16 protein-coding genes are annotated in these 20,122 nt (G+C 45.6%); 11 read left to right on the plus strand and 5 right to left on the minus strand.

Annotated features, from left to right (window positions below; all coding sequences use genetic code 11):
• Positions 1-46: 46 nt before the first annotated feature.
• From rpe to AC6F33_RS03580, 5 genes are all read left to right on the plus strand, one after another.
• Positions 47-706 carry a ribulose-phosphate 3-epimerase gene (gene rpe, locus AC6F33_RS03560; protein WP_500777743.1) on the plus strand — a complete coding sequence of 220 codons (660 nt, stop codon included), beginning with the start codon at positions 47-49 and terminating at the stop codon, positions 704-706.
• A 103-nt stretch (positions 707-809) separates the two neighbouring features.
• The gene (locus AC6F33_RS03565; protein WP_500777744.1) at positions 810-1,739 is read left to right on the plus strand and encodes a DUF1861 family protein; all 930 of its coding nucleotides are present in this window, start codon (positions 810-812) and stop codon (positions 1,737-1,739) included.
• Positions 1,740-2,523: 784 nt separating this feature from the next.
• On the plus strand, positions 2,524-3,714 hold the full coding sequence (locus tag AC6F33_RS03570; RefSeq protein WP_500777745.1) for a MalY/PatB family protein: 1,191 nt from the start codon (positions 2,524-2,526) through the stop codon (positions 3,712-3,714).
• Between the two features lie 33 nt (positions 3,715-3,747).
• Positions 3,748-4,449: a helix-turn-helix transcriptional regulator gene (locus tag AC6F33_RS03575; protein WP_500778133.1), complete on the plus strand. Its 702-nt coding sequence runs from the start codon at positions 3,748-3,750 to the stop codon at positions 4,447-4,449.
• 90 nt (positions 4,450-4,539) lie between these two features.
• A complete protein-coding gene (locus AC6F33_RS03580; RefSeq protein WP_255748468.1) occupies positions 4,540-5,280 on the plus strand; it encodes a gamma-glutamyl-gamma-aminobutyrate hydrolase family protein in 741 nt (246 codons plus the stop codon).
• 165 nt (positions 5,281-5,445) lie between these two features.
• Here AC6F33_RS03580 and AC6F33_RS03585 read toward each other — a convergent pair whose 3' ends face one another.
• Genes AC6F33_RS03585 through AC6F33_RS03595 form a run of 3 tightly spaced genes read right to left on the minus strand, consistent with a single transcriptional unit; the run spans position 5,446 to position 8,716 of the window.
• On the minus strand, positions 5,446-6,633 hold the full coding sequence (locus tag AC6F33_RS03585; protein ID WP_255748469.1) for a M20 metallopeptidase family protein: 1,188 nt from the start codon (positions 6,631-6,633) through the stop codon (positions 5,446-5,448).
• Positions 6,630-7,799 (minus strand): M20 peptidase aminoacylase family protein, encoded by a 1,170-nt coding sequence (locus AC6F33_RS03590; RefSeq protein ID WP_370646057.1) that lies wholly within the window; start codon positions 7,797-7,799, stop codon positions 6,630-6,632. The genes AC6F33_RS03585 and AC6F33_RS03590 overlap by 4 nt, the downstream gene beginning before the upstream one ends.
• 23 nt (positions 7,800-7,822) lie before the next feature.
• The gene (locus AC6F33_RS03595; RefSeq protein WP_500777746.1) at positions 7,823-8,716 is read right to left on the minus strand and encodes an ATP-grasp domain-containing protein; all 894 of its coding nucleotides are present in this window, start codon (positions 8,714-8,716) and stop codon (positions 7,823-7,825) included.
• A gap of 461 nt (positions 8,717-9,177) precedes the next feature.
• On the opposite strand from AC6F33_RS03595, the gene AC6F33_RS03600 reads away from it, so the two are divergent.
• The 4 genes from AC6F33_RS03600 (at position 9,178) to AC6F33_RS03615 (ending at position 13,713) form a co-directional block, all read left to right on the plus strand.
• Positions 9,178-10,146, plus strand: a complete 969-nt coding sequence (locus AC6F33_RS03600; RefSeq protein WP_500777747.1) for a phosphoglycerate dehydrogenase — start codon at positions 9,178-9,180, stop codon at positions 10,144-10,146.
• Positions 10,147-10,269: 123 nt separating this feature from the next.
• Positions 10,270-10,593 (plus strand): hypothetical protein, encoded by a 324-nt coding sequence (locus AC6F33_RS03605; RefSeq protein WP_480947796.1) that lies wholly within the window; start codon positions 10,270-10,272, stop codon positions 10,591-10,593.
• Positions 10,594-10,742: 149 nt separating this feature from the next.
• Entirely contained in the window at positions 10,743-11,936 is a 1,194-nt protein-coding gene (locus AC6F33_RS03610) for an N-acetylmuramoyl-L-alanine amidase (RefSeq protein ID WP_500777748.1), read from the plus strand.
• Positions 11,937-12,243: 307 nt separating this feature from the next.
• On the plus strand, positions 12,244-13,713 hold the full coding sequence (locus AC6F33_RS03615; RefSeq protein WP_255748474.1) for an NAD-dependent succinate-semialdehyde dehydrogenase: 1,470 nt from the start codon (positions 12,244-12,246) through the stop codon (positions 13,711-13,713).
• Positions 13,714-13,858: 145 nt separating this feature from the next.
• On the opposite strand, the gene AC6F33_RS03620 is transcribed toward AC6F33_RS03615, so the two are convergent.
• Positions 13,859-15,049, minus strand: coding sequence for a glycosyltransferase family 4 protein (locus AC6F33_RS03620; RefSeq protein WP_255748476.1), 1,191 nt, complete (start codon positions 15,047-15,049; stop codon positions 13,859-13,861).
• Positions 15,046-16,464 carry a lipopolysaccharide biosynthesis protein gene (locus AC6F33_RS03625; RefSeq protein WP_480947793.1) on the minus strand — a complete coding sequence of 473 codons (1,419 nt, stop codon included), beginning with the start codon at positions 16,462-16,464 and terminating at the stop codon, positions 15,046-15,048. The genes AC6F33_RS03620 and AC6F33_RS03625 overlap by 4 nt, the downstream gene beginning before the upstream one ends.
• 258 nt (positions 16,465-16,722) lie before the next feature.
• On the opposite strand from AC6F33_RS03625, the gene AC6F33_RS03630 reads away from it, so the two are divergent.
• Both AC6F33_RS03630 and cydC read left to right on the plus strand, forming a co-directional pair.
• On the plus strand, positions 16,723-18,483 hold the full coding sequence (locus AC6F33_RS03630; RefSeq protein ID WP_255748478.1) for an ABC transporter ATP-binding protein/permease: 1,761 nt from the start codon (positions 16,723-16,725) through the stop codon (positions 18,481-18,483).
• The gene (gene cydC / locus AC6F33_RS03635) at positions 18,449-20,119 is read left to right on the plus strand and encodes a thiol reductant ABC exporter subunit CydC (protein ID WP_500777749.1); all 1,671 of its coding nucleotides are present in this window, start codon (positions 18,449-18,451) and stop codon (positions 20,117-20,119) included. Before AC6F33_RS03630 ends, cydC begins: the two co-directional genes overlap by 35 nt.
• Positions 20,120-20,122 lie beyond the last annotated feature (3 nt).

Below are 20,122 nucleotides of genomic sequence, written 5' to 3' on the forward strand. Positions count from 1 at the left end.
TTGTATACGTAAACGTTTACAATTAAAGGAAGGAAGTGAAGTATTCATGACAATTTTACCGTCAATTTTATCTGCCAATTTCGCATGTCTTGCAGATGAAGTGCGGGATGTAGAGAAAGATGTTGATTTGATTCATGTTGACGTCATGGACGGGCATTTTGTGCCGAACATAACCATGGGTGCGAATGTTGTTCATGCATTGAAGCGGGAAACTCAGGTCGCTCAAGACGTGCACCTGATGGTGGATGAGCCGATTCATTTACTGCCATCGTTTCTTGATGCAGGCGCAGACATGATTTCGGTTCATTATGAAGCATGCACACATCTGCATCGCGCCATTCAGATGATCAAGGACGGAGGAGCAAAAGCAGGAGTCGTATTGAATCCGTCAACACCTGCATCAGCGCTGGAGTCGATTATTAAGGATGTCGACTATGTTTTGATCATGACCGTGGATCCAGGATTTGGCGGTCAACGCTTTCTCCCTTCAATGATTGATAAAATAAAAGCTGTACATGAAATGATTGTTACGTCAAATCTGTCGGTTCAAATTGAGGTAGATGGCGGCGTGGATGCGGAAACGCTTCCACTCTGCTTTAATGCCGGAGCAACATTATTTGTTGCGGGATCAGCAATCTTCACCTTCGCGGATCGGCATGCTGCGATTGAGAAGCTGATTCGCAGTGTTCAGCAAAATAACGAATAGAGACAGTACAAAAATGGTGCCGACACATGAATTTGCGTGTTCAGAAGACTATAGTAGAGGTGATGCCGTATCAGCGCGGTGTTATTTCGGGAGGCGCAGATTCATGGAGCATGTCACAGAATGCTTGGACTTACTAGAGCAGTACATGGCTGATCATTCGACTGTGTACGCTGTTGAAAAACTAAATTTTAAGGGGGCTGGTGCTAAGGATGTTTATAACTGCACGGCTCCCTTTTATGATGAAGGAAGACGGATCATCGCCGCACGCGTAGAATCTCGGGACAGCGAAAGCGCCCATGTCGGATTCTTTGAGCAAGATATAAATGGATGGATTTTAATGAAGGACATGCCGTTTTTCCCACTTCAAGATCCGTTTATCACGAAAATCGATGATTTACTGCTTTTTGGGGGAGTTTGGGTCGCGCATGACACGAAGGGCCATGTGACTTGGCGGACGTTATTTTTCCGTGGCAAGACCATTCGCTCTTTGCGTCCTTTCTTTGAAGGACCGGTTGGTATGAAGGACATACGAATTGCTCAAATGCCGAATGGCTTGATTCTGGTTTTAACCCGCCCTCAAGGTGAAAAAGGAGGACGCGGTAAGATCGGCTATGTGCTTCTCGCTTCGCTTGATGAGCTCGATACGGAAAAAATTGAATGTGCGCCGTTGCTCGATGGGCACTTTGCCGATGACGAGTGGGGCGGAGCCAATGAAATTCATCCATTAAAAAATGGCGATGCAGGTGTGCTCGGACATATCGCATATTTTGATCACCAAGGGGAACGACACTATTACTCAATGATTTTTACTTTGGACCCGATGACCGGACGCCATTCACCGCTTGAAATCATTGCCACACGTCAAGATTTTATTGATGGACCGACAAAACGCCCGGATCTTCGCGATGTCGTCTTCACCGGCGGCGCCATTCGCAGTGAAGGACGGATGACGCTATACGTCGGCACGAGCGATGCAGAGGCGCAGCGAATTGTGATCAGCGATCCATTTGCAAAATATGAACTGGGCTATTGATGCTTTCCGGAGCCATCATTGCGGCAAAAGCCTCTCCTTTATAAGGAAAGGCTTTTATCATACAAAAAGAAAGTATAAGATTTTGCCCTGCCGGCACGACAATAAGGCCATAAGAGGTTGATTCTAATCCGCACTTATCGATTGGGAGATCATGTGAAGCACCCATTCCGATAGATAGACGGAAAAATTACCCTTATTTAGAAAACGAACAAAAAAATAGCTTAAATAGACGGAAGAATTCCGCTTATCGAATCGAAAAACGGAAAAATGGAGGGTTTTGCTTTGCATAAGCGGAAAAATTACCCTTATTTACCTGCGAAACAATCCCCATGCTGCATATAACCGGAATATCTCCGCTTATTTTAATTGTTACTTAATGAAACAAAAGTGAGATAAAGGAACTTTCCAACGCGAAAGTCACCGCGCCCTGCGGAAGTAAGGACTGGGCATTTTTTTCCAGGCTTTTCTTATACAAAGAGAAAGTAAATGGGTTTCGGATTAATAAAAAGTTGGAAATCAAACACGAAGGGCGAAACGACAGCGGGAGTGTTTCTGTTGATCAATTTGGCTGCGCGCCAATAGTCTCCATAGAGATGTCCAAAGTTATAAAAAAATGTTGACTTATTTTTATAAAAGAAAGAAAATATAAACAATAAATAAATTATTATTATGATAACAAATTATCTCGTAATTGATACGAGATTATTATTTTTTAAATGATCATTTCTTTTTAAGCATGATGAAATGATGAAAAATGATCTTTTGAAAAGAGGTGTAACATACGGTGTCAAAATGTATTTTTGATCAAATTGTGGAACGAAAAAATACAAATTGTGTCAAATGGGACGGGGCGGAAAGTCTGTATGGAAAGCCGCAGCTGCTCCCTATGTGGATTGCTGACATGGATTTCAGCGCACCGGATTGCATTCTTGGCGCGCTGAAGGAATGCCTAAATCAGAAAATTTTCGGCTATACCTATGCCCCTGAATCCTTGAAACAGGTGGTACAGTCGTGGCTGAGTAAGCATTATGATTGGAAGGTTCCGAGCGAAGCAATTGTTTTCAACCATAACGTGGTATCAAGTATTTCGCTTGCGCTACGCGTGCTGACGAAAAAAGGGGATAAGGTTTTGATCCATAACCCGGTTTATAATCCTTTTTTTGAGCAGCTAAAGCAGCTTGAGCGCGTTCCGGTTGTATCGGAACTCGACATTCATGATAACCGCTATTTTATGAATGTTAAGGATATGGAACGGAAAATTAATGAAGAAAATGTTTCGTGTATTCTCATTTGTTCGCCGCATAATCCCGGCGGACGCATCTGGGATCCGGAGGAATTGCAGGTTGTGGTTGATCTGGCTGTAAAGTATGAGTTGCCGATTATTGCGGATGAAATTCACTCGGATCTCGTACTTCCCGGGAGGAAACACCAGCCAATGGCACAGCTTGCCGCCGGGAAGTGCACGATTATTACCTTAATGGCACCGACAAAAACATTCAATTTAGCGGCAATCGGGCCATCCTATATTTTGACATTTGAACGCGAACTTACCGAGAAAATAAAACGTGAACAAAAGCTCATGGTATATCCGGAAATCAATCCTTTTCAAATTGCAGCGATGACGGCCGCTTATGAAAAAGGCGAGCAATGGATGAACGAGCTGCTTGTCTATGTAAAGGGGAACAGTGATTACGTTCGCAAACACCTCACGCAAATTAACGGACTCCGATGCATGGACAGTGATGCGACCTATTTAATGTGGATCAGTTATGCGGAACTGGGATTGTCTGAACAAGAAGTGAATGAAGCATTTGTTGCCAACGGAGTTGCGCTGCAAATGGGCAGCATGTACGGCGAAGCCGGAAACGGTTTTTTTCGAATGAATATTGCAACGCCGCGAGTAAATGTTGAAAAGGGCACAAGCATGGTGCTGCGCGCTTTTCAACAATTAATGGCTGCTCGTGCGAACGTTTAATACGACTGTACATACGGACATGGTGGCTGTCGAATTTTTGAAAGTAAGGGGAGGACAAACATTAAAGATAAACTGCAGCGGTATAAGAAATTTGTCTCCTTTTTAAGCGATGTGATGGGGGATGACGCAGAAATCATTCTTCACGATGTGCGGGATTTGGAGCATTCGGTGATTGCATTAAGCGATACCACTTTGACAGATCGCAAGATTGGGTCGCCGGCAACAAATTTGATTTTAAAAAAATTGAAGGAAGGAAAAAAATCTCATAAAACCTTCGTCACCAATTATGAAGGAAAATCCAAAGACGGCACGGTCCTCAGATCATCAACATATTTTATTTATGACGAGAGCGATGAGATTATCGGTATGCTGTGTATCAACATCAATTTCCGCAAAATGGAGGAAGCGATTCAGTACCTAGGCGACTTTGTCGGTATCGATCGACCGGTTGACGGTGATCAAGAATCTCATGTTGAACACCTCAGTCCATCCATTGAAGATATTGCCATCAGCAGCATTAAGGAGATTGTCTCAAGCGTTAATGTTCCGTCAGAACGTATGTCACAGCAAGAAAAGCTGCACGTGGTTCATCAGCTGAACAACAATGGTATTTTCCTGCTCAAGGGTATTGTCGGAACCGTTGCCCAGGAGCTGAAGACTTCGGAAGCGACGATCTACCGTTACTTAAGTAAAATGAAGAAAAACGAGCTCAAAATCAGCTTTGAGGCACCATAAATTCGTGATCTCCAGAGGTACGTTGACGTGCTCGTAAAAAATCATTATATTAAACTGTAAAACGACCAGAGCGAGAAGGGAGTAGAAGCGGTGTCAAAACCTATTATCGGAATCACCAGTGGTTTTGTAAAACTCACAAATTTTTCAGAAGGTGATTATGCGCATAAAGATTATATAACTTCGCTGACAATGGCTGGCGCTGTTCCTTTGATCCTGCCGATCGCTCCCGGTCCATGCACAGAGCGGTATGCAGAACTGTGCGATGGATTTCTGCTCAGCGGCGGATGTGATGTGAATCCGCAATTCTTTAATGAAGATCCGACGCCCGGCTGCGGCGTATTTGATACGGAACGTGACAAAGCAGAGTTGCAATTGGTACGTGAATCGTTGAAGCGAGGCAAGCCTGTATTCGGCATCTGCCGCGGACTTCAAGTCATCAATGTTGCGCTTGGAGGCACATTGATTCAGGATATCGGCAGTGAATTGGAACATCCGATTCAGCATGAACAAAAAGTGCCGCGTCGTGAAGGCAGTCATCGGGTGCATCTTGAAAAAGACACTCGATTGTACCAAGTGCTCGGTGAGCAGGAAACACTTGTTGTCAACAGTCTTCATCATCAGTCCATTGACAAAATAGGAGATGGCTTGAAAACTGCTGCATTCTCGTCCGACGGGATTATTGAAGCCATTGATATGACGGAGAAGGGATTGATGGGTGTCCAATGGCATCCGGAATCGATGACCGCCGGCGGCAGTGAAACCATGCTCAACTTATTCAAGCACTTTGTCGATGCCTGCATCGAAATGAAACAAGCAAATTCGGAAGTGTAAGGCCGCGTTTTTGATTATAAGGAAAGAAGATCTTCCTTTAGGAGGATTTTTTTTGCGTAAATAAAAGTGTTCTTGAGTAACGGATGTGCAAATAAAACGCATCGATACATGAAAAATGTCTATTAAAAAAGCTTCTGAACCGCTTGTTCGGTTCAGAAGCCTTTTTCAATTTTCAAGAGCATTCATAGCAAGTGCGGCCAGTACGGCGGATCCGTAAGGCAGGGCGCGTTCGTCAACGGTGAATTGCGGGTGGTGGTTTGGGTGACGCGGTATCGCATCGCTGCCTGCTCCAAGCACAAAAAATACGGATGGGAGCTGCTCCGTGTAGAACGAGAAGTCTTCTCCTCCGAGGCTCGGCTTACTTTGCAAGCGATGACCTTTGCCAAGCAGCGCATCAACGGTTTGCTGTGCGAGCAGCGTCATGCGGTCGTCGTTAATGATCGATGGTGAGCTGAATGTGTAGTCTAGATCATAATCTGCTCCGAAGGCTGAGGTGATGCCTTTTACAATGCTCGTCATTCGTTCGGGCATCGTTTTGCGCAGTTCGGGATTCAATGTACGCACCGTTCCGGTCATTTTGACTAAAGGAGCAATGGCATTGTTTGCCGTTCCGCCATGGATGGTAGCAATCGTCAAAACGACGGGATCAGCGGGATCTATCTGGCGGCTGGCTAATTGCTGGAGTGCAGTAATCACCTGCCCGGTGACTGCAACAGAGTCAACGGTAAGGTCAGGATGTGCCGCATGACCGCCTTTTCCTATAATTGTTAAAGAGAAAAAATCAGTAGATCCGCAGCCAATCTTTCCTGAGAAGGCGATCTTGCCAAGATCGATACCCGCATTAATGTGAAGGCCAGCCATCTCGTCAATTCCATTTAAGGCGCCGGCATCAATCATCGCTTTGGCTCCTTTGCTGACCTCTTCGGCAGGCTGAAAGAGAAAGGCAATGTTGCCGTGCTCCGGTTGACGCTTTGCCAAAAGCTGCGCGGCACCCATCAGCATGGCCGTGTGCGCATCGTGGCCGCAGGCGTGGCTTTTACCGTCATTCTCAGATTTGAAGCAGAAAGTGTTCTGTTCCTGAATCGGAAGTGCATCCATATCCGCTCTCAAACCAATTGTTTTGCCAGGCTTTTTGCCTTTAAGTAAGGCAACCATCCCGGTTTCGGCAAACGGTCCGCTAATTTCAAGATTGAGTGATTTGAGAAAGCAGCTAACCTTTTCAGAGGTGCGCTGTTCTTCAAAAGCAAGCTCGGGATGCTGATGAAAATCACGCCTCCATGCGGTTAATTGGGGCTGCAGCAGCTGAGCTTCCTGCAGCAATTGCTTCGATCGTTGCGCGTTCAGGGCGATCACTCCTTAACCGCGGCGGAACCGCTCACTTTTTCAAATGTCTTGAGTACTGCAGTGGCTAAAATCAGTACGCCGTCATACATGGCATCGTGGTTAAAGGTCATATATGGGTGATGCAGGCCGGGCTTGAGATCGCAGCCGAGTCCAAGCATCGTCGATTTCAGTTTTGGTGTGCGAATCGCATATTGATGGAAATCGTCGCCGCCGCTTGATAAGCTGGCAGGGTCGAAATGGTCGTCGCCAAGGACCTCTTTAATAGCAGCCCCCATAATCGCGATCGCTTCGGGATCGGAAACGGCGGCAGGGCTGCCATGTGAATCGTCAAGGCTTATGCTGACTCCGTAACTCGCTGCTACTCCTTGAACAATCTGTTTAATTTTCTTTTTGAATTCGGCCATGACTTCATTTGTCTGTGCACGCACATCCAAACTGAATTCAGCGTGACCCGGTATAATGTTGGTTGCCGAGCCAGCATGGAGATTGGTCATCTTGACTGAACTCGGGATCATCGGATTGACGTGGAGGTGTCCAAGTGCATTCACGATGGAGGCTGCGACTTCAATGCTATTGGTTCCGAGATGGGGACGAGCACCATGTGCGTCTTCACCATCGATTACGCCGCGGATCGTGCCGCAGGCACCGTGCAGGATTGCAGGCCGGGCGCGGCCGTCTTTTGTTTCTTCAATAGGGCGCAGATGTACGCCGTAGAAGTAGTCGGCATCGTCCAGAACGCCTCGTCTGCTTAACTCCAGAGCGCCTTGACCGATTTCTTCAGCAGGTTGGAACACAAGACGAACCGTGCCTGCGCCAGAATCAAGTTTTTCCTTCAGCACCATGGCGGCTCCGAGTACCATCGACATGTGAGCATCATGGCCGCAGGAATGATTGGCCTGCAATTTACCGTTGACTTCCTGCCAAAGCGCGTCCATATCGGCACGTAAGGCGACGATCGGTTTTCCGCTGCCGATTTCGCCAATAACACCGGGACAGTCATCAAATGTACGCGTACGATATCCGAGCTCGTCCAATTTTTCTTTAATAAAAGCGGTCGTTGCGGTTTCTTTCATGCTGATCTCTGCATGGGTATGCAGGTAGTGGAAAAGGTTCATCACATTTTCTCTTACGGAGCTGCTTAATTCTCGATGCATCGAATCGCCCTGCCTTCTCATTTTATTTGTTAATCAGTTCTTCATTAACAATCGCTACTGCCAATCACAGGTTCATGTCCATAAACGACTTGGTCCACATAAGTAAATAATTCCTCGGCAATATCAACATCGGATACTTTTGATATGGTCCTAAAGCCTGCATTACCATTCACTTCGCAAACGGTAAATCCGTTGTTGGTGAATAATAAATCGATTCCGCAGAATTCCAGATTAAGAGCTTTTGCGGCTTGGACTGAGAGCAATTCAATAGCTTTACTCGTTTCATAGAACTCAGCGGTGCCGCCTAATGAGTAATTGGCTCTGAATCCTGACTTTGATTTTCTAAGAACACTCCCTATTACACGCCCGCCAAGCACATACACTCTAAGATCTTTGCCATAGCTGTTGTCCATGTATTCCTGACAAAGACAATACCCTTTTGTTGTGTTGAATGCTTCTGTAAAATCATGTTCATTTTTGATTAAGAAAACATTTTTTCCCTGTGATCCTTCCACCTCTTTTAAGATGAAAGGCTTTTTGCTAAAGTGATTCGAAATCAGGGAATAGTCATTCGTAACGGTGTAAACGGTTTTCGGTGTCGGAATCCCTGCATGAGCGAGAAGCTGCGACGTAATGACTTTGTTGCGCGACTGAAACATGGCGGATATAGGATTGATGACCCTGATCCCTAATTGTTCCAATTGAGAGCCGACAATTCTGTTGTAGCAACGCATGAGAACAAAATCCGGGAGCTTCAACTGCTCATTTTTATGATAGAAAGTCACCGATGATGCGATTTGAATCATTAAGTCTTCAACAAAAAGAATATCCAAATGGATATGATGTTTGGCGGCAGTCTCCGTCATCCAAGCAAATGCATTGTTGCCATATCGATTATGTATTGCTGATTTCGAATAGATCATCCATCCGTATTTCACATTTTTCACCACTAGTTTGATAGTTTATCGCATTCGTAAGCGAGACCGATGACCAAACAGAACCTGAATATTCCGGCTTTTAAAAAAACGTTTGTATCTTGTTCAATCATAGCACGGTTCGATTGTCAGTCATACGTAATTTGTGCCGAAAAAGGATTGGGATACATACAATTAAATCAGCTCAAGGTTTCTTGCAATCGCTCGAATGTATGGTGTCTAATGAATAGTCAAAAAAAACAGCCGAGTAAAAAGTGTGAACAAATGGAAGAAAACATCTGAGTAATCTTAATTAACGGAATTGTAACATACCGAAGTACCGTGTTCAACAAAGGATTGGCACCATGAATACAATCTATTGAATCATTTTATTTAGAGTACCTCGGTTGTTTTTGGTATATTAATAACTGAACGCGAGTAGTGCGTGAAACAGAAATCATCATTGATTAATCGGAGGGTTCGTCATGCAAATTCTTTTTTGTGTCGGTAAATCATATGTGCCCATCCATAGGCAAATGGCGGATCAGTTGGAAGCGATGGGTGCGCATGTCCGTTGCCTGATGTATGACCAGGCTCTGGATAAAGAATTGATTAAGAAATCAATTCGGGACTGCGAGGTCTGCATTACTGCCATTGCTCCTTGCGACCGTGAAGTGATTGAGGCAGCTCCTAACCTCCGCTATATACTGAAGACTGGAACAGGATTGGATAATGTGGCAATCAGTGATGCAACGGATCGGGGGATTCTGGTCAGCAATGCACCGGGCGGAAATGCTACTTCGGTTGCGGAAATGGCATTTGGCCAAATGATCAGTTTGTCGCGGATGATTCCAATGTTGGATCGCGGAACGAAAAAGGGCGAGTGGCCGAGCGGCGATGCCTATGAACTTGACGGAAAGACGGTTGGAATTATCGGTTTCGGTTCCATCGGGCAAAAGGTAGCACGTTTCGCGGGCGGCTTTAATATGCGTGTACTTGCGTTTGGCAATTATCAAGATCAAGACGCAGCAGGTAGGTTGCATGCTACGTTTGTGGAGTTGGATCGTCTTTTGCGCGAAGCGGACTATATCGTGATCAGCACAGCGCTATCCTCCTCAAACTACCATCTTATTGATCAGCGTGCGATTGATAAGATGAAAACAACCGCATTTCTAGTTAATATTTCCAGAGGAGCGCTGATTGATGAACCGGTACTGCTCGATGCTCTGAAGAAAAAGCGGCTTGCGGGCGCTGCGTTGGATGTGTTTGAGCAGGAACCGCCTGAATCTTTGCCGGATTTGGATAACCTGATTGTTTCGCCTCATGTTGCCGGAACAACACGAGAAAGTATTGCCCGAGTCGCTCGTGTGACCGTCGAAAATGTGCGTAAGTTCATGAAGCATGAGCAACCGGACTTTGTCGTGAATACAGAAGCGCTGCGGCAGAATCAATGAGTACTAATAGAAGATAGATTTTAAAAAGTGACGGACGGTGATTGTCCGTTTTCTTTTTTTTGAAATTTTATAGAGCCGTTCAGGAACATTTTTTTCTGAACATGCAGTACATATGGTTATGGTGTGATGCATTTTACAGACATCAATTTGTCTGCAGATCTTCTGGCTAAGGGTGATATACTAAAAAAAAGAACAAGTACAAAATCGTCTGACAGCACGATTCATACGTTGGATCGAGCGGCGAAGCTGATTCATGCATCGCCTGAATCGCTCAAGAACGATACTGAGAAGAATATTCTTGGCGGTGCTGCGTTGCCTTCTGATTATCAAAAACAGATCACAGGTACACGTTCAAGGGATCTCGAGGATTGGTTTGGCACTGTCGCTGAAGATAGCGGATCTGTGCCGATTATGAAACGCGTCCGATTTTGCCGATCAAGTCTATAAAACGATCAAGAAAGGTGCTGTGTGCACCTTTTTCAGACGAAACGCTTCGGCTTTCGGCGAAAAATGTTAAGCCTGATAAAAGTAGTTTGGCACATCTTCATCTGCAAAAACACAAGCACAGCAGCGCTGACGGTCCGAAAGGAGTCGACATGCAGAACGTTCCTGCACTATACAAAGCATTTTCCGATGCGGACGGTGATTACGGCAACTATGACCTTGCCAATCGTCCGTATGACGGACAAAAAATCCGTTACATTATTATTCATGATTCAGAGGTCAGCTATGAAGGCACGATGAACACCTTTTTACAGCAGAACTATGTCAGCTCGCATTATGTAATCCGATCCTCAGATGGACAAATTACCAAGATGGTGGATCCGAAAGATGTTGCTTGGCATGCAGGCAACTGGTACATCAACAGCCATTCAATCGGCATTGAGCATGAAGGTTATGCGGTTGAAGGCTCGACATGGTACAGTGAACCGATGTATCGTGCTTCAGCAAAACTGGTTAAGTATTTAGCGAAGAAATATAATATTCCTCTGGATCGCGAACACATCATTGGCCATGAGGAAGTACCGGGTCTCAGTCCGTCACGACAGGTGGGCATGCACTGGGATCCTGCAGCGTATTGGGACTGGGCTTATTACTTTGATTTACTTGGTGCTCCATTTTCCAAAAAAACGCATGCGTTAAATCTGAAGAAAAATAATGGAATTATTACAATCAATCCGGATTATAAAACGAACAAACCGGAAACGTCTTATAATAACCAGCCGCTTGAACCGAAATCTTCAAACTTTGTTTATCTATATACGGAGCCAAGTTTTGACGCGCCACTGATCAGCGATCCGCTTCTTCATTCGAACGGCAGCGGGACAAATGTGCTTAATGATTGGAGCGATAAAGCCGTTGCCGGTCGTTCCTATTATACAGTAGATCAGATGAAGGATTGGACGGCTATCAATTTCGGAGGCCAAAAGGCGTGGTTCTACAATCCAAAGGGCGTCAATACAGTTACGGGCAGCGGTCTGATGATCACGGCAAAAAAAGGCGCGGCATCAATCCCTGTTTACGGATCTGCCTATCCGGAGGTATCTGCCTATGAAAAATTCAGCATTCCTGCTGTGGAAATTACGCCGATTTATTCGATGCCTGCCGGCCAAAATTATGTCGCTGAGAAAGCAACTTGCTCGGATTATTACTATGCCAAGCTGTTTAATAAACCAGAAACCGATCATGTTGTGAGCGGTGAGGATCAGTATTACCAGATTTCTTATAATCACCGCATTGCATTTGTGAAAAAGAGTGATGTTCGCATCATGCATCCTTTTTTCCACTGATAAGCTATTTTAAATGCCGCCTCAATAATGAGAGCGGTTTTTAAATGTTTTGAAAAGTATTGCAATGACTGCTCACCTAACGTTAGAATATCTATGTACAAAAACAAATGACCAAATTCAAAAAGGTTTGGTAGGATCAGGTTTTCTAAGCATTAACACCTTCGCCAGAAGCTTGACGAAACCAAGTCTTCGAATCAAGTGCCATTCTGTTTGCAAACTGTTGGAAGTTGCCAAATAGATCAGGTATGCTAGTTTTATAGTTCAATCATACAGCATGGATTTATTACACTAACGAGGTGAACACGTAATGACAATAAATAATTCTTATGTAGATCAGGCACCGAAGCAACTCTTTATCGGCGGGAAATGGATCGATGCGGAAAGCATGGAGGTCGATGATGTTGTTAATCCTGCTACCGGTGAAGTGATCGCTCAAGTAGCGCATGGAGGCGCGGCAGATACGGAAAAGGCGATTGAGGCTGCGCAGGCGGCTTTTCCTGTTTGGTCATCGATGCCTGTAGACGAACGCGCTAAAATCATGCGTAAGGTTGCGGATCTGATTACAGAAAAAGCGGATGAGCTTGCAGAGATTATGACAATCGAGCAAGGCAAACCGCTCGCTCAGGCTAAAGGCGAAGTGCTTGGCGGTGCGGAGAGCGTGCGCTGGCACGCGGAAGAAATGCGCCGCATCTATGGGGAAACCATTCCGGGACCAGGCGGCCATTTATTTCTTGTCAAAAAAGAACCGCTTGGCGTGGTCGGTGCAATTACGCCTTGGAACTTTCCGTCTTCAATGATTACTCGAAAGATTTCACCTGCCCTTGCAGGCGGAAATACAATCGTGCTGAAGCCGTCACCGGAAACGCCGCTTTCTGCGACTTCACTGATGAAAATTTTCCAAGAAGCAGGAATTCCTGATGGGGTCGTAAATCTTGTAATTGGCGACGCACCTGCAATCGGTAAGGCACTGACTTCGAGCAACGTGGTGCGCAAAATCACTTTTACAGGTTCAACCGGAGTTGGAAAGATGCTATTCGGACAGTCAGCCGATACATTGAAAAAAGTATCCTTAGAGCTTGGCGGTCACGCACCGTTTATCGTATTCGATGATGCCCCAGTTGATCAAGCGGTGACCGATTTGGTATCATCGAAATTCCGCAACAACGGACAAGTCTGCACATCGCCTAATCGAATTTTCGTGCATGAATCGATTTTCGATGAATTTACAGACAAGCTTGTCTCCGCTGTGAAAAAAGTTAAAGTCGGCAATGGCTTGGAGGAAGGCGTGGATGCCGGACCGCTTATTCGTGAAGATGCAATCGGAAAAATCCAGCGTCAAATTAACGACAGTGTTGAAAAGGGTGCGTTGCTCGCAACCGGAGGCAAGCGTTTGACCGATGGTGATTACGCAAACGGTTACTACTATGCGCCTACCGTTCTGATTGGCGTCACGAATAAAATGGATATTTTTTACCAAGAAACGTTCGGGCCGGTGCTTCCGGTAATTAAGTTTAAAGATACAGATGAAGTAATTAACATGGCTAACGACACCAATTACGGGCTTGCCAGCTATTTTTACACTTTGGATCTGAAGCGGATTGCCAAGGTCAGTCAAGGATTGCAGTACGGCATGGTCGGTGTCAACAGCAACACGGTTGCTTACACTCAAACTCCATTCGGCGGTGTTAAACATTCCGGATTCGGCAGAGAAAACGGTCATCAAGGCATTGATGATTATGTAAATGTAAAATTTATCAATCTCAATTACGGGATTTAAACAATTTAATTAAGAAACTCCGGATCCGGAAAATTGGGTCCGGAGTTTTTGTTTTACAGAGCGGAAACGATTTAAACCGCACGATAAAGTTTCGAGGGCACTTGGTTATCAGAAGATAAGTTCATGAAACATACGAAGCCAAGCTTTAATTTAGCTTTTCTAGGAGCTCTTTGAGATAGCCGTTAGCTCGAAAACGCTGTAATGCGGTTTTTCGAGCATTTGCACCGAGTCGATTGCGTAAATCCGGACGAGCTGCACAGCGTAGCAAGGCATCAGTCAAGCGTGGACCAATGCTGTTTCCCGTTTGGACCACAAGTCCTGTTCCTGTTCCTGTTCCAATAAGTTCGGGAATGGCACCGGCATCGGTTGTGATGATGGCTTTGCCGAGCATCATCGATTCGGCAATTGTTAAGCCGAACGCTTCATTGCATAACGAAGGAAGTGCGACCATATCGGCGACAGAGAGATATGCCGGCAATTCAACATGGCTGATGTAGTTCATCAGAGAATAGGAGTCTTTTGGAAGTAAATCGAGTGCCTCCTGGATTTTCTTCTGCTCCTTTTTGTAAGTATAGCTGCCAAGCAGCACTAAATAGAGTGACGGTTTGACTTTTCGTGCGCGCGTGAAGGCTTTTATCAGTTCCAGCACACCTTTTTCGATATTCAAGCGTCCATAATAGAGCACAACCGGCCGGTTTTCCGGTATGCCGCACTGTTCACGGATTCTGTTTGAGAAACGGTTATCAAAGGACGGCCTGAACAAAGCGTGATCAATACGATTGTAAAGAACACGTGCTTTCCATTTATCCTGCTCAGATGCAGCGGTCTGTACACGATTATTGATAAAGCTGCTGACCGAGAGCACACGGTCGCACAGTAGAACAATTGAGCTCGCCTCATAACACCCTTTATTCAGCGTATCATTATGCAGATGCAGTGCGATGCGCACCTTGCTGCCAAGATGTCTGCGCAGCGATTTGATGAATTTCGGACGATTTTCCACGATGATCCAATCGTAGTGATGTTTTTCAAGCAGACGAATCGTTCGATGCAAGAACATGTCTGAATAAATAGAGATATGATATTTGTTGAAAACTCGATTCATCATACATCGGATAAAATGAAATGGATCGTTCTTTTTTATAAAAAAGAAACGCGTGTGTCGTATGCCCTCACTCTGCAGTCGTGCAGCAGGATCATCAATGGAGTAGATATCAAGTGCAGCCATCGGATTTCGTTCATTATCCTGAATGAGCAGATCGACTAATGTCTCTACTGCTCCCCCTCGTACGGCAGGCACAGGCTGCTTTTCCGTACAAATGAGTGCGATCTTCATAACGCTTCCCTCCGATTCATTCTTGATTTTTTCCATAATGTCCAAAGTCCGCGAATGGTGCTGTGCTGAACAGCAAGGACTAGGAGCAGTATAAAAATGTTTGCGAATGTGATCCAACGAAAGTTCACTAGGTTTAAAAATGCACCGGCAAAGAGAATGAGGAATACCGTGTAATGCTTGACAATTGGAAAATAGACCCAGTGTTTTCCTGAGAAAAATGTTCGCGCCGCAAAAAAGAAGAGAAACGCAACCGCTGTTGCGATCGCCGCACCTTTTGCACCGAACGGCGGTACGAGAAGGATATCGAGTATGACCGCCGGAATCAGGGCACAAAGGCCAACCCAAATGTTCAAATAACTTTTTTTTGAAAAAACAATACCGAGGCAAGTCGTTTCACTTACAGTGTAGATGAGCGGCTGCATACATAAAAAACAAACAAGGTACCGTGCGCTGCTGTAGTGAGAAGATAAAAGAAACACGATAACTCCTTTAAATAGGAAGATACCGGCGGCAAGCAGCGACATCGCGAGCAGAACGGTATCACTAACCAATTTAAAATAGATAACAGGCCGGTCCTCTGAGTACCAGCGATAGGCAGTTGGGACCCAAAAACTGGTAAATCCGCTTTGAAATACGGAAAGAACGGCGGCAATTTTCAAGGTTGCAGAAAAAATGCCGATCTGATCAAAATTACTCCAAAGCCGAAGTGCCAGCCGATCTAATCCACCGAGAAGACTTGAAAGCGAGGTCGCAATCACTATTGGCAACCCGAACGTGACGAGCGTCTTCAACAAAACACGATCCACAGAGAATCCAATTGGGTTGAGCAATCTACGGTAGTGCCAGAGCAGCCAGACATCACCAATGATCTGGCCAAAAACCGTGGCATAGACAACAGTCAAGAAATCTCGACGAATGAAAAAAATGAAAAGCAAGGTTAAAAGAAACACCGCCGATTTAGTCATTATTGCCAGCAGGGAATATTCAAACGCTTTTTCTCGCATACGAACGGAGAGCATGAGAAAGCGTTCCAGAACCATAAATACGGCCATCACACCAAAAAGGATCGTAGGCAATAGTTCACCCTGACGGCCGAATAACAACTGTGAAAGGGGACTGGGATAAAGCAGCGCAGCAAGCAAAACCAGAAGTGCCAGTCCTAGGGGCAGCAGCAATGCATTTTGTAACAGTCTTGTTTTGTCGATGGCACCATGATATTCCCGTGTGTAGGCCTGATCAACGCCAAGAAAGAGAAACGTGCCGACGATTGTCTGGAACAGGAGAAACATGCTTGCTTTTCCATATTCGGCGGGATCAATGTAATACGTAGTAATCGGGATGGTCATGAATGAAATCAGTGCACCAATGATCGGTCCCATCGAAAAGCCGATTAATTTCTTAATCAATTTGTTCATAGGGTTCAGCCGTTTCGTTAGCAGTTTTTGCTAAAAATTATGTTATTAGTCTGTCACTTGTATGCGCATTTCATACAGATGCACGTAAGCTTTGTTGAAAGGAAGGTGTTGACACTTTAGTTGAGATACATTTTCATTTATAACACCAGGCGAATCATGTATAGTAGAGTATAGATTAGTTTTTTCGGACCGTTTGATGTCCCTTCGTTTCTCGGGCAGGGACAGAACAACTGTGGGTGAGAAGGGTGGCGGTTTGTTTTGATTAATAAGAGACTGTTCCGTTTGACAAAAGGCGCAAGAAAATGGTTGTTCATCAGTGTACTGAACAGTTATTTAAGCGCTGTTTTTTATATGGCAAGCATGCTGCTTTTTGCTCTTGTACTTCAATCTGTTTTAATGGGACAGGCTGTGCTTTGGTACGTGATTGCTGCGTTGCCGGTATTACTCGTACTGGTTTTTGCGCGAATGCAGACGAATGGGCACATGGTTGCAGCAGCGGCACGCTATTCAAATGCTGCACGAAGTATCTTAAGGCGTCGGCTTTATCAAAAAGTAGCGGAGCAGGAGATTCGTGAGCATGGCTCATTCTCGACCGCAGAGCTCGCACAGACAGCAGCAGGCGGCATTGATCAGCTAAGTGCTTATTTCGGCCGTTATATCCCTCATGTGTTCAGCACCATACTGATTCCGCCGACGATTTTGCTGGTGCTCGGTGCATTTAATTGGGTTGTTGCGCTTGTACTTCTGATTTGTGTGCCGTTGATTCCGCTTTCAATTCTTGTTATTCGTAAAATGGCGAAAGGGCAGTCAAGGAACTACTGGCGTGCGTATGTCGGATTGGGTGAACATTTTCTTGAAAATATTCGCGGCTTGACGACACTTAAGATCTTTCAGATGGATGAAACGATTCATCGGGAAATGAATCAGAACTCTGAGCGCTTTCGTACCTCGATTATGCAGGTACTTAAGGGTCAGCTCAATTCGATCACCGTTATGGACTTTATTGTATATGGCGGCTCTGGGGCCGGCATTGCGACCGGTTTGATTCAGGCATCACAAGGCAATCTTAATCTAGTCGGATTGATCCTCGTCCTGTTTTTAAGCACTGAGTTTTTTCTCCCATTGCGGTATCTCGGTTCACTTTTCCATGTTGCGATGACCGGTGTATCGGCTGCAGAACGTCTCTTTCAGTTTTTTGATCTTCCGGAAGAACAACAGGGACAGCAAAAATTGCCTGAGGCATCGAACTGTAGAATTGAGGCAAACGGACTCAGTTTTTCTTACGATGGAACCCGTCCTATTCTGCAAGCCATAGATTTTAAAGCGCAAACAGGAGAACGAATTGCGCTTGTCGGCCAATCCGGATCCGGCAAAAGTACACTGGCAGCATTGATTTCAGGTTTGCTTCGAGGATATAAAGGAAGTTTAACAATTAACGGAGACGAATTGCGCAGCGTAGCTCCGGACAGTGTGTTTCAACAGATCGGGCTTATGTCCTCGGACAGTCGGTTATTTACGGCTTCTCTGAGAGAAAATCTGCGTTTCGGCAATCCGAATGCATCAGACAACGAACTTATTGCCGCTTTGGAACGTGTTAACCTTGGAACGTTTCTTGATCAGTTGGAGCAGGGGCTTGATACGCCGCTGACGGAGAATGGCGGCAATTTGTCGGGAGGTCAGAAGCAGCGGCTGATTATGGCTCGGCTTTTGCTCGCTGATCGGCCGATTTATCTTTTTGACGAAGCAACCTCAAATGTGGATGCTGACAGTGAAGAAATCATGCTTGATGTGATGCGGGAACTCGCTCGAGAAAAGCTGGTGATAGTGATCGCGCACCGAATGTATTCAATACGTGATGCAGACCGTATTTATGTGCTGGATCATGGTGTTGTGGTTCAGACGGGCATACATGAGACATTGATGAATGAAGAAGGCGTTTATAAACAGTTTGTTGAGGAAGAAGAAAAACTGGAAGAGGGTGTGCATGCAGATGAGAAAAACGAATTCGGCAGTTATTAAACTTCTGAAACTAGCCGGACCACTGACACCTGTATTGCTCTTTTCCGCATTTTCAGGGGTGATGAGCAGTTTGTCCGTGACCGCGATCTTTATGCTGGGTTGTTATGGAATAGAAAAGCTCATGTATGGAAGTCCGCTCATTTTATGGAGCGTGTTTGGCGGCATGCTCGTGCTTGCCTTGATCCGCGGCGTATTTCGCTACACGGAACAGTATACCGGGCATTATGTCGCCTTCCGGCTGCTTGCAGAGCTGCGCAATCATGTCTTCGCGGCGCTGAGACGGCTTGCACCTGCAAAAATGGATGCGAAGAACAGCGGTGAACTGGTCTCAACGGTTACCAGTGATATCGAACTCATTGAAGTGTTTTATGCGCACACAATCGGTCCGGTATTAATCGGTGTGACGGTGTCGACGGTCATGACTATTGTCCTCTGGATGATGCATCCGATTTTCGGGATGATTGGGTTACTCGCTTATTTAACGCTTGGCTTCGTTATTCCGATTATCAATTATCAGCTCGAAAAAGATAAAGGAACTGCGCTGAGGAAACTAGCCGGTCAATTTCATCACTTACAGCTTGACGTTTTTTCGGGTATTCGTGATCTTCGCTTATTTGGGCGAAAAAAGGTCTATGAGCAGAAGATAGCGGACATGGAACGAGAATTGAATCAGGAAGAAATTGAGCTTGGTAAAAATGCATTTTTTCTTCGCGGCCTCGGTGAGAGCGGGCTGCTGCTTTTTACCTTTGCCATCATTTTTGCGGGTACCATCCTGGTTTCATCCGGAACACTTATCGGGTCAACCGTCCTCTATGCAGCCATAGCTTTATTTGCTTCATCGGCGCCGGTTCTTGCGTTAAATCAGCTCGGCAATGGACTGATTCCGGCATTTGCTGCCTGTCGCCGCGTTGTGCAGCTCATCGAAGAACCTCCGGCCGTGCAGGAGGCAGCAGGCGGCTACGAGCCGAGTACATTTGAGGACCTTGAACTTGGACAAGTAGACTTCGGCTATAACGATCAACCAGAAATACTGAAAGCAATTGATCTTCATTTAGAAGAAGGTAAAAGAATTGGTCTGTCCGGCGCAAGCGGATCAGGAAAGAGTACGTTGCTCAAATTGATGATGCGTTTCTGGGATCCGACTCATGGTGAAGTCACGCTGAATGGAGCGCCCATGACGCTGATTAAAACGCGCGCACTGCGCGCGATCGAAGGCGCATCGCTCCAGGACGCTTTTCTGTTCAATCAATCCATTGCCGACAATATTAGGATCGGCAACCCGGACGCAACGGATGAAGAAGTGGCAACAGCAGCAGAACAAGTTAACCTGAAGCAGATGATTGATACACTTCCTCATGGCTTTGAAACAAAGGTTGGCGAGCTTGGGGATCGTTTGTCAACAGGTGAACGTCAGCGGCTGGCCTTGGCACGTTTGTTTGTGCGCGACAGTGATTTGATTCTGCTTGACGAGCCGACAAGCAATGTCGACCGTTTGAATGAACGGATTATTCTTCGCTCCATTGATGAACGATTTGACGGAAAATCGATGCTCATCGTGTCGCATCGCCGTTCCGCACTGAATCATGCCGATGCGGTTTACGCCTTGGAACAGGGCACACTAAAGAAAATCAGATAGATA

This window comes from Sporolactobacillus sp. BBK16-2, from assembly GCF_059878335.1.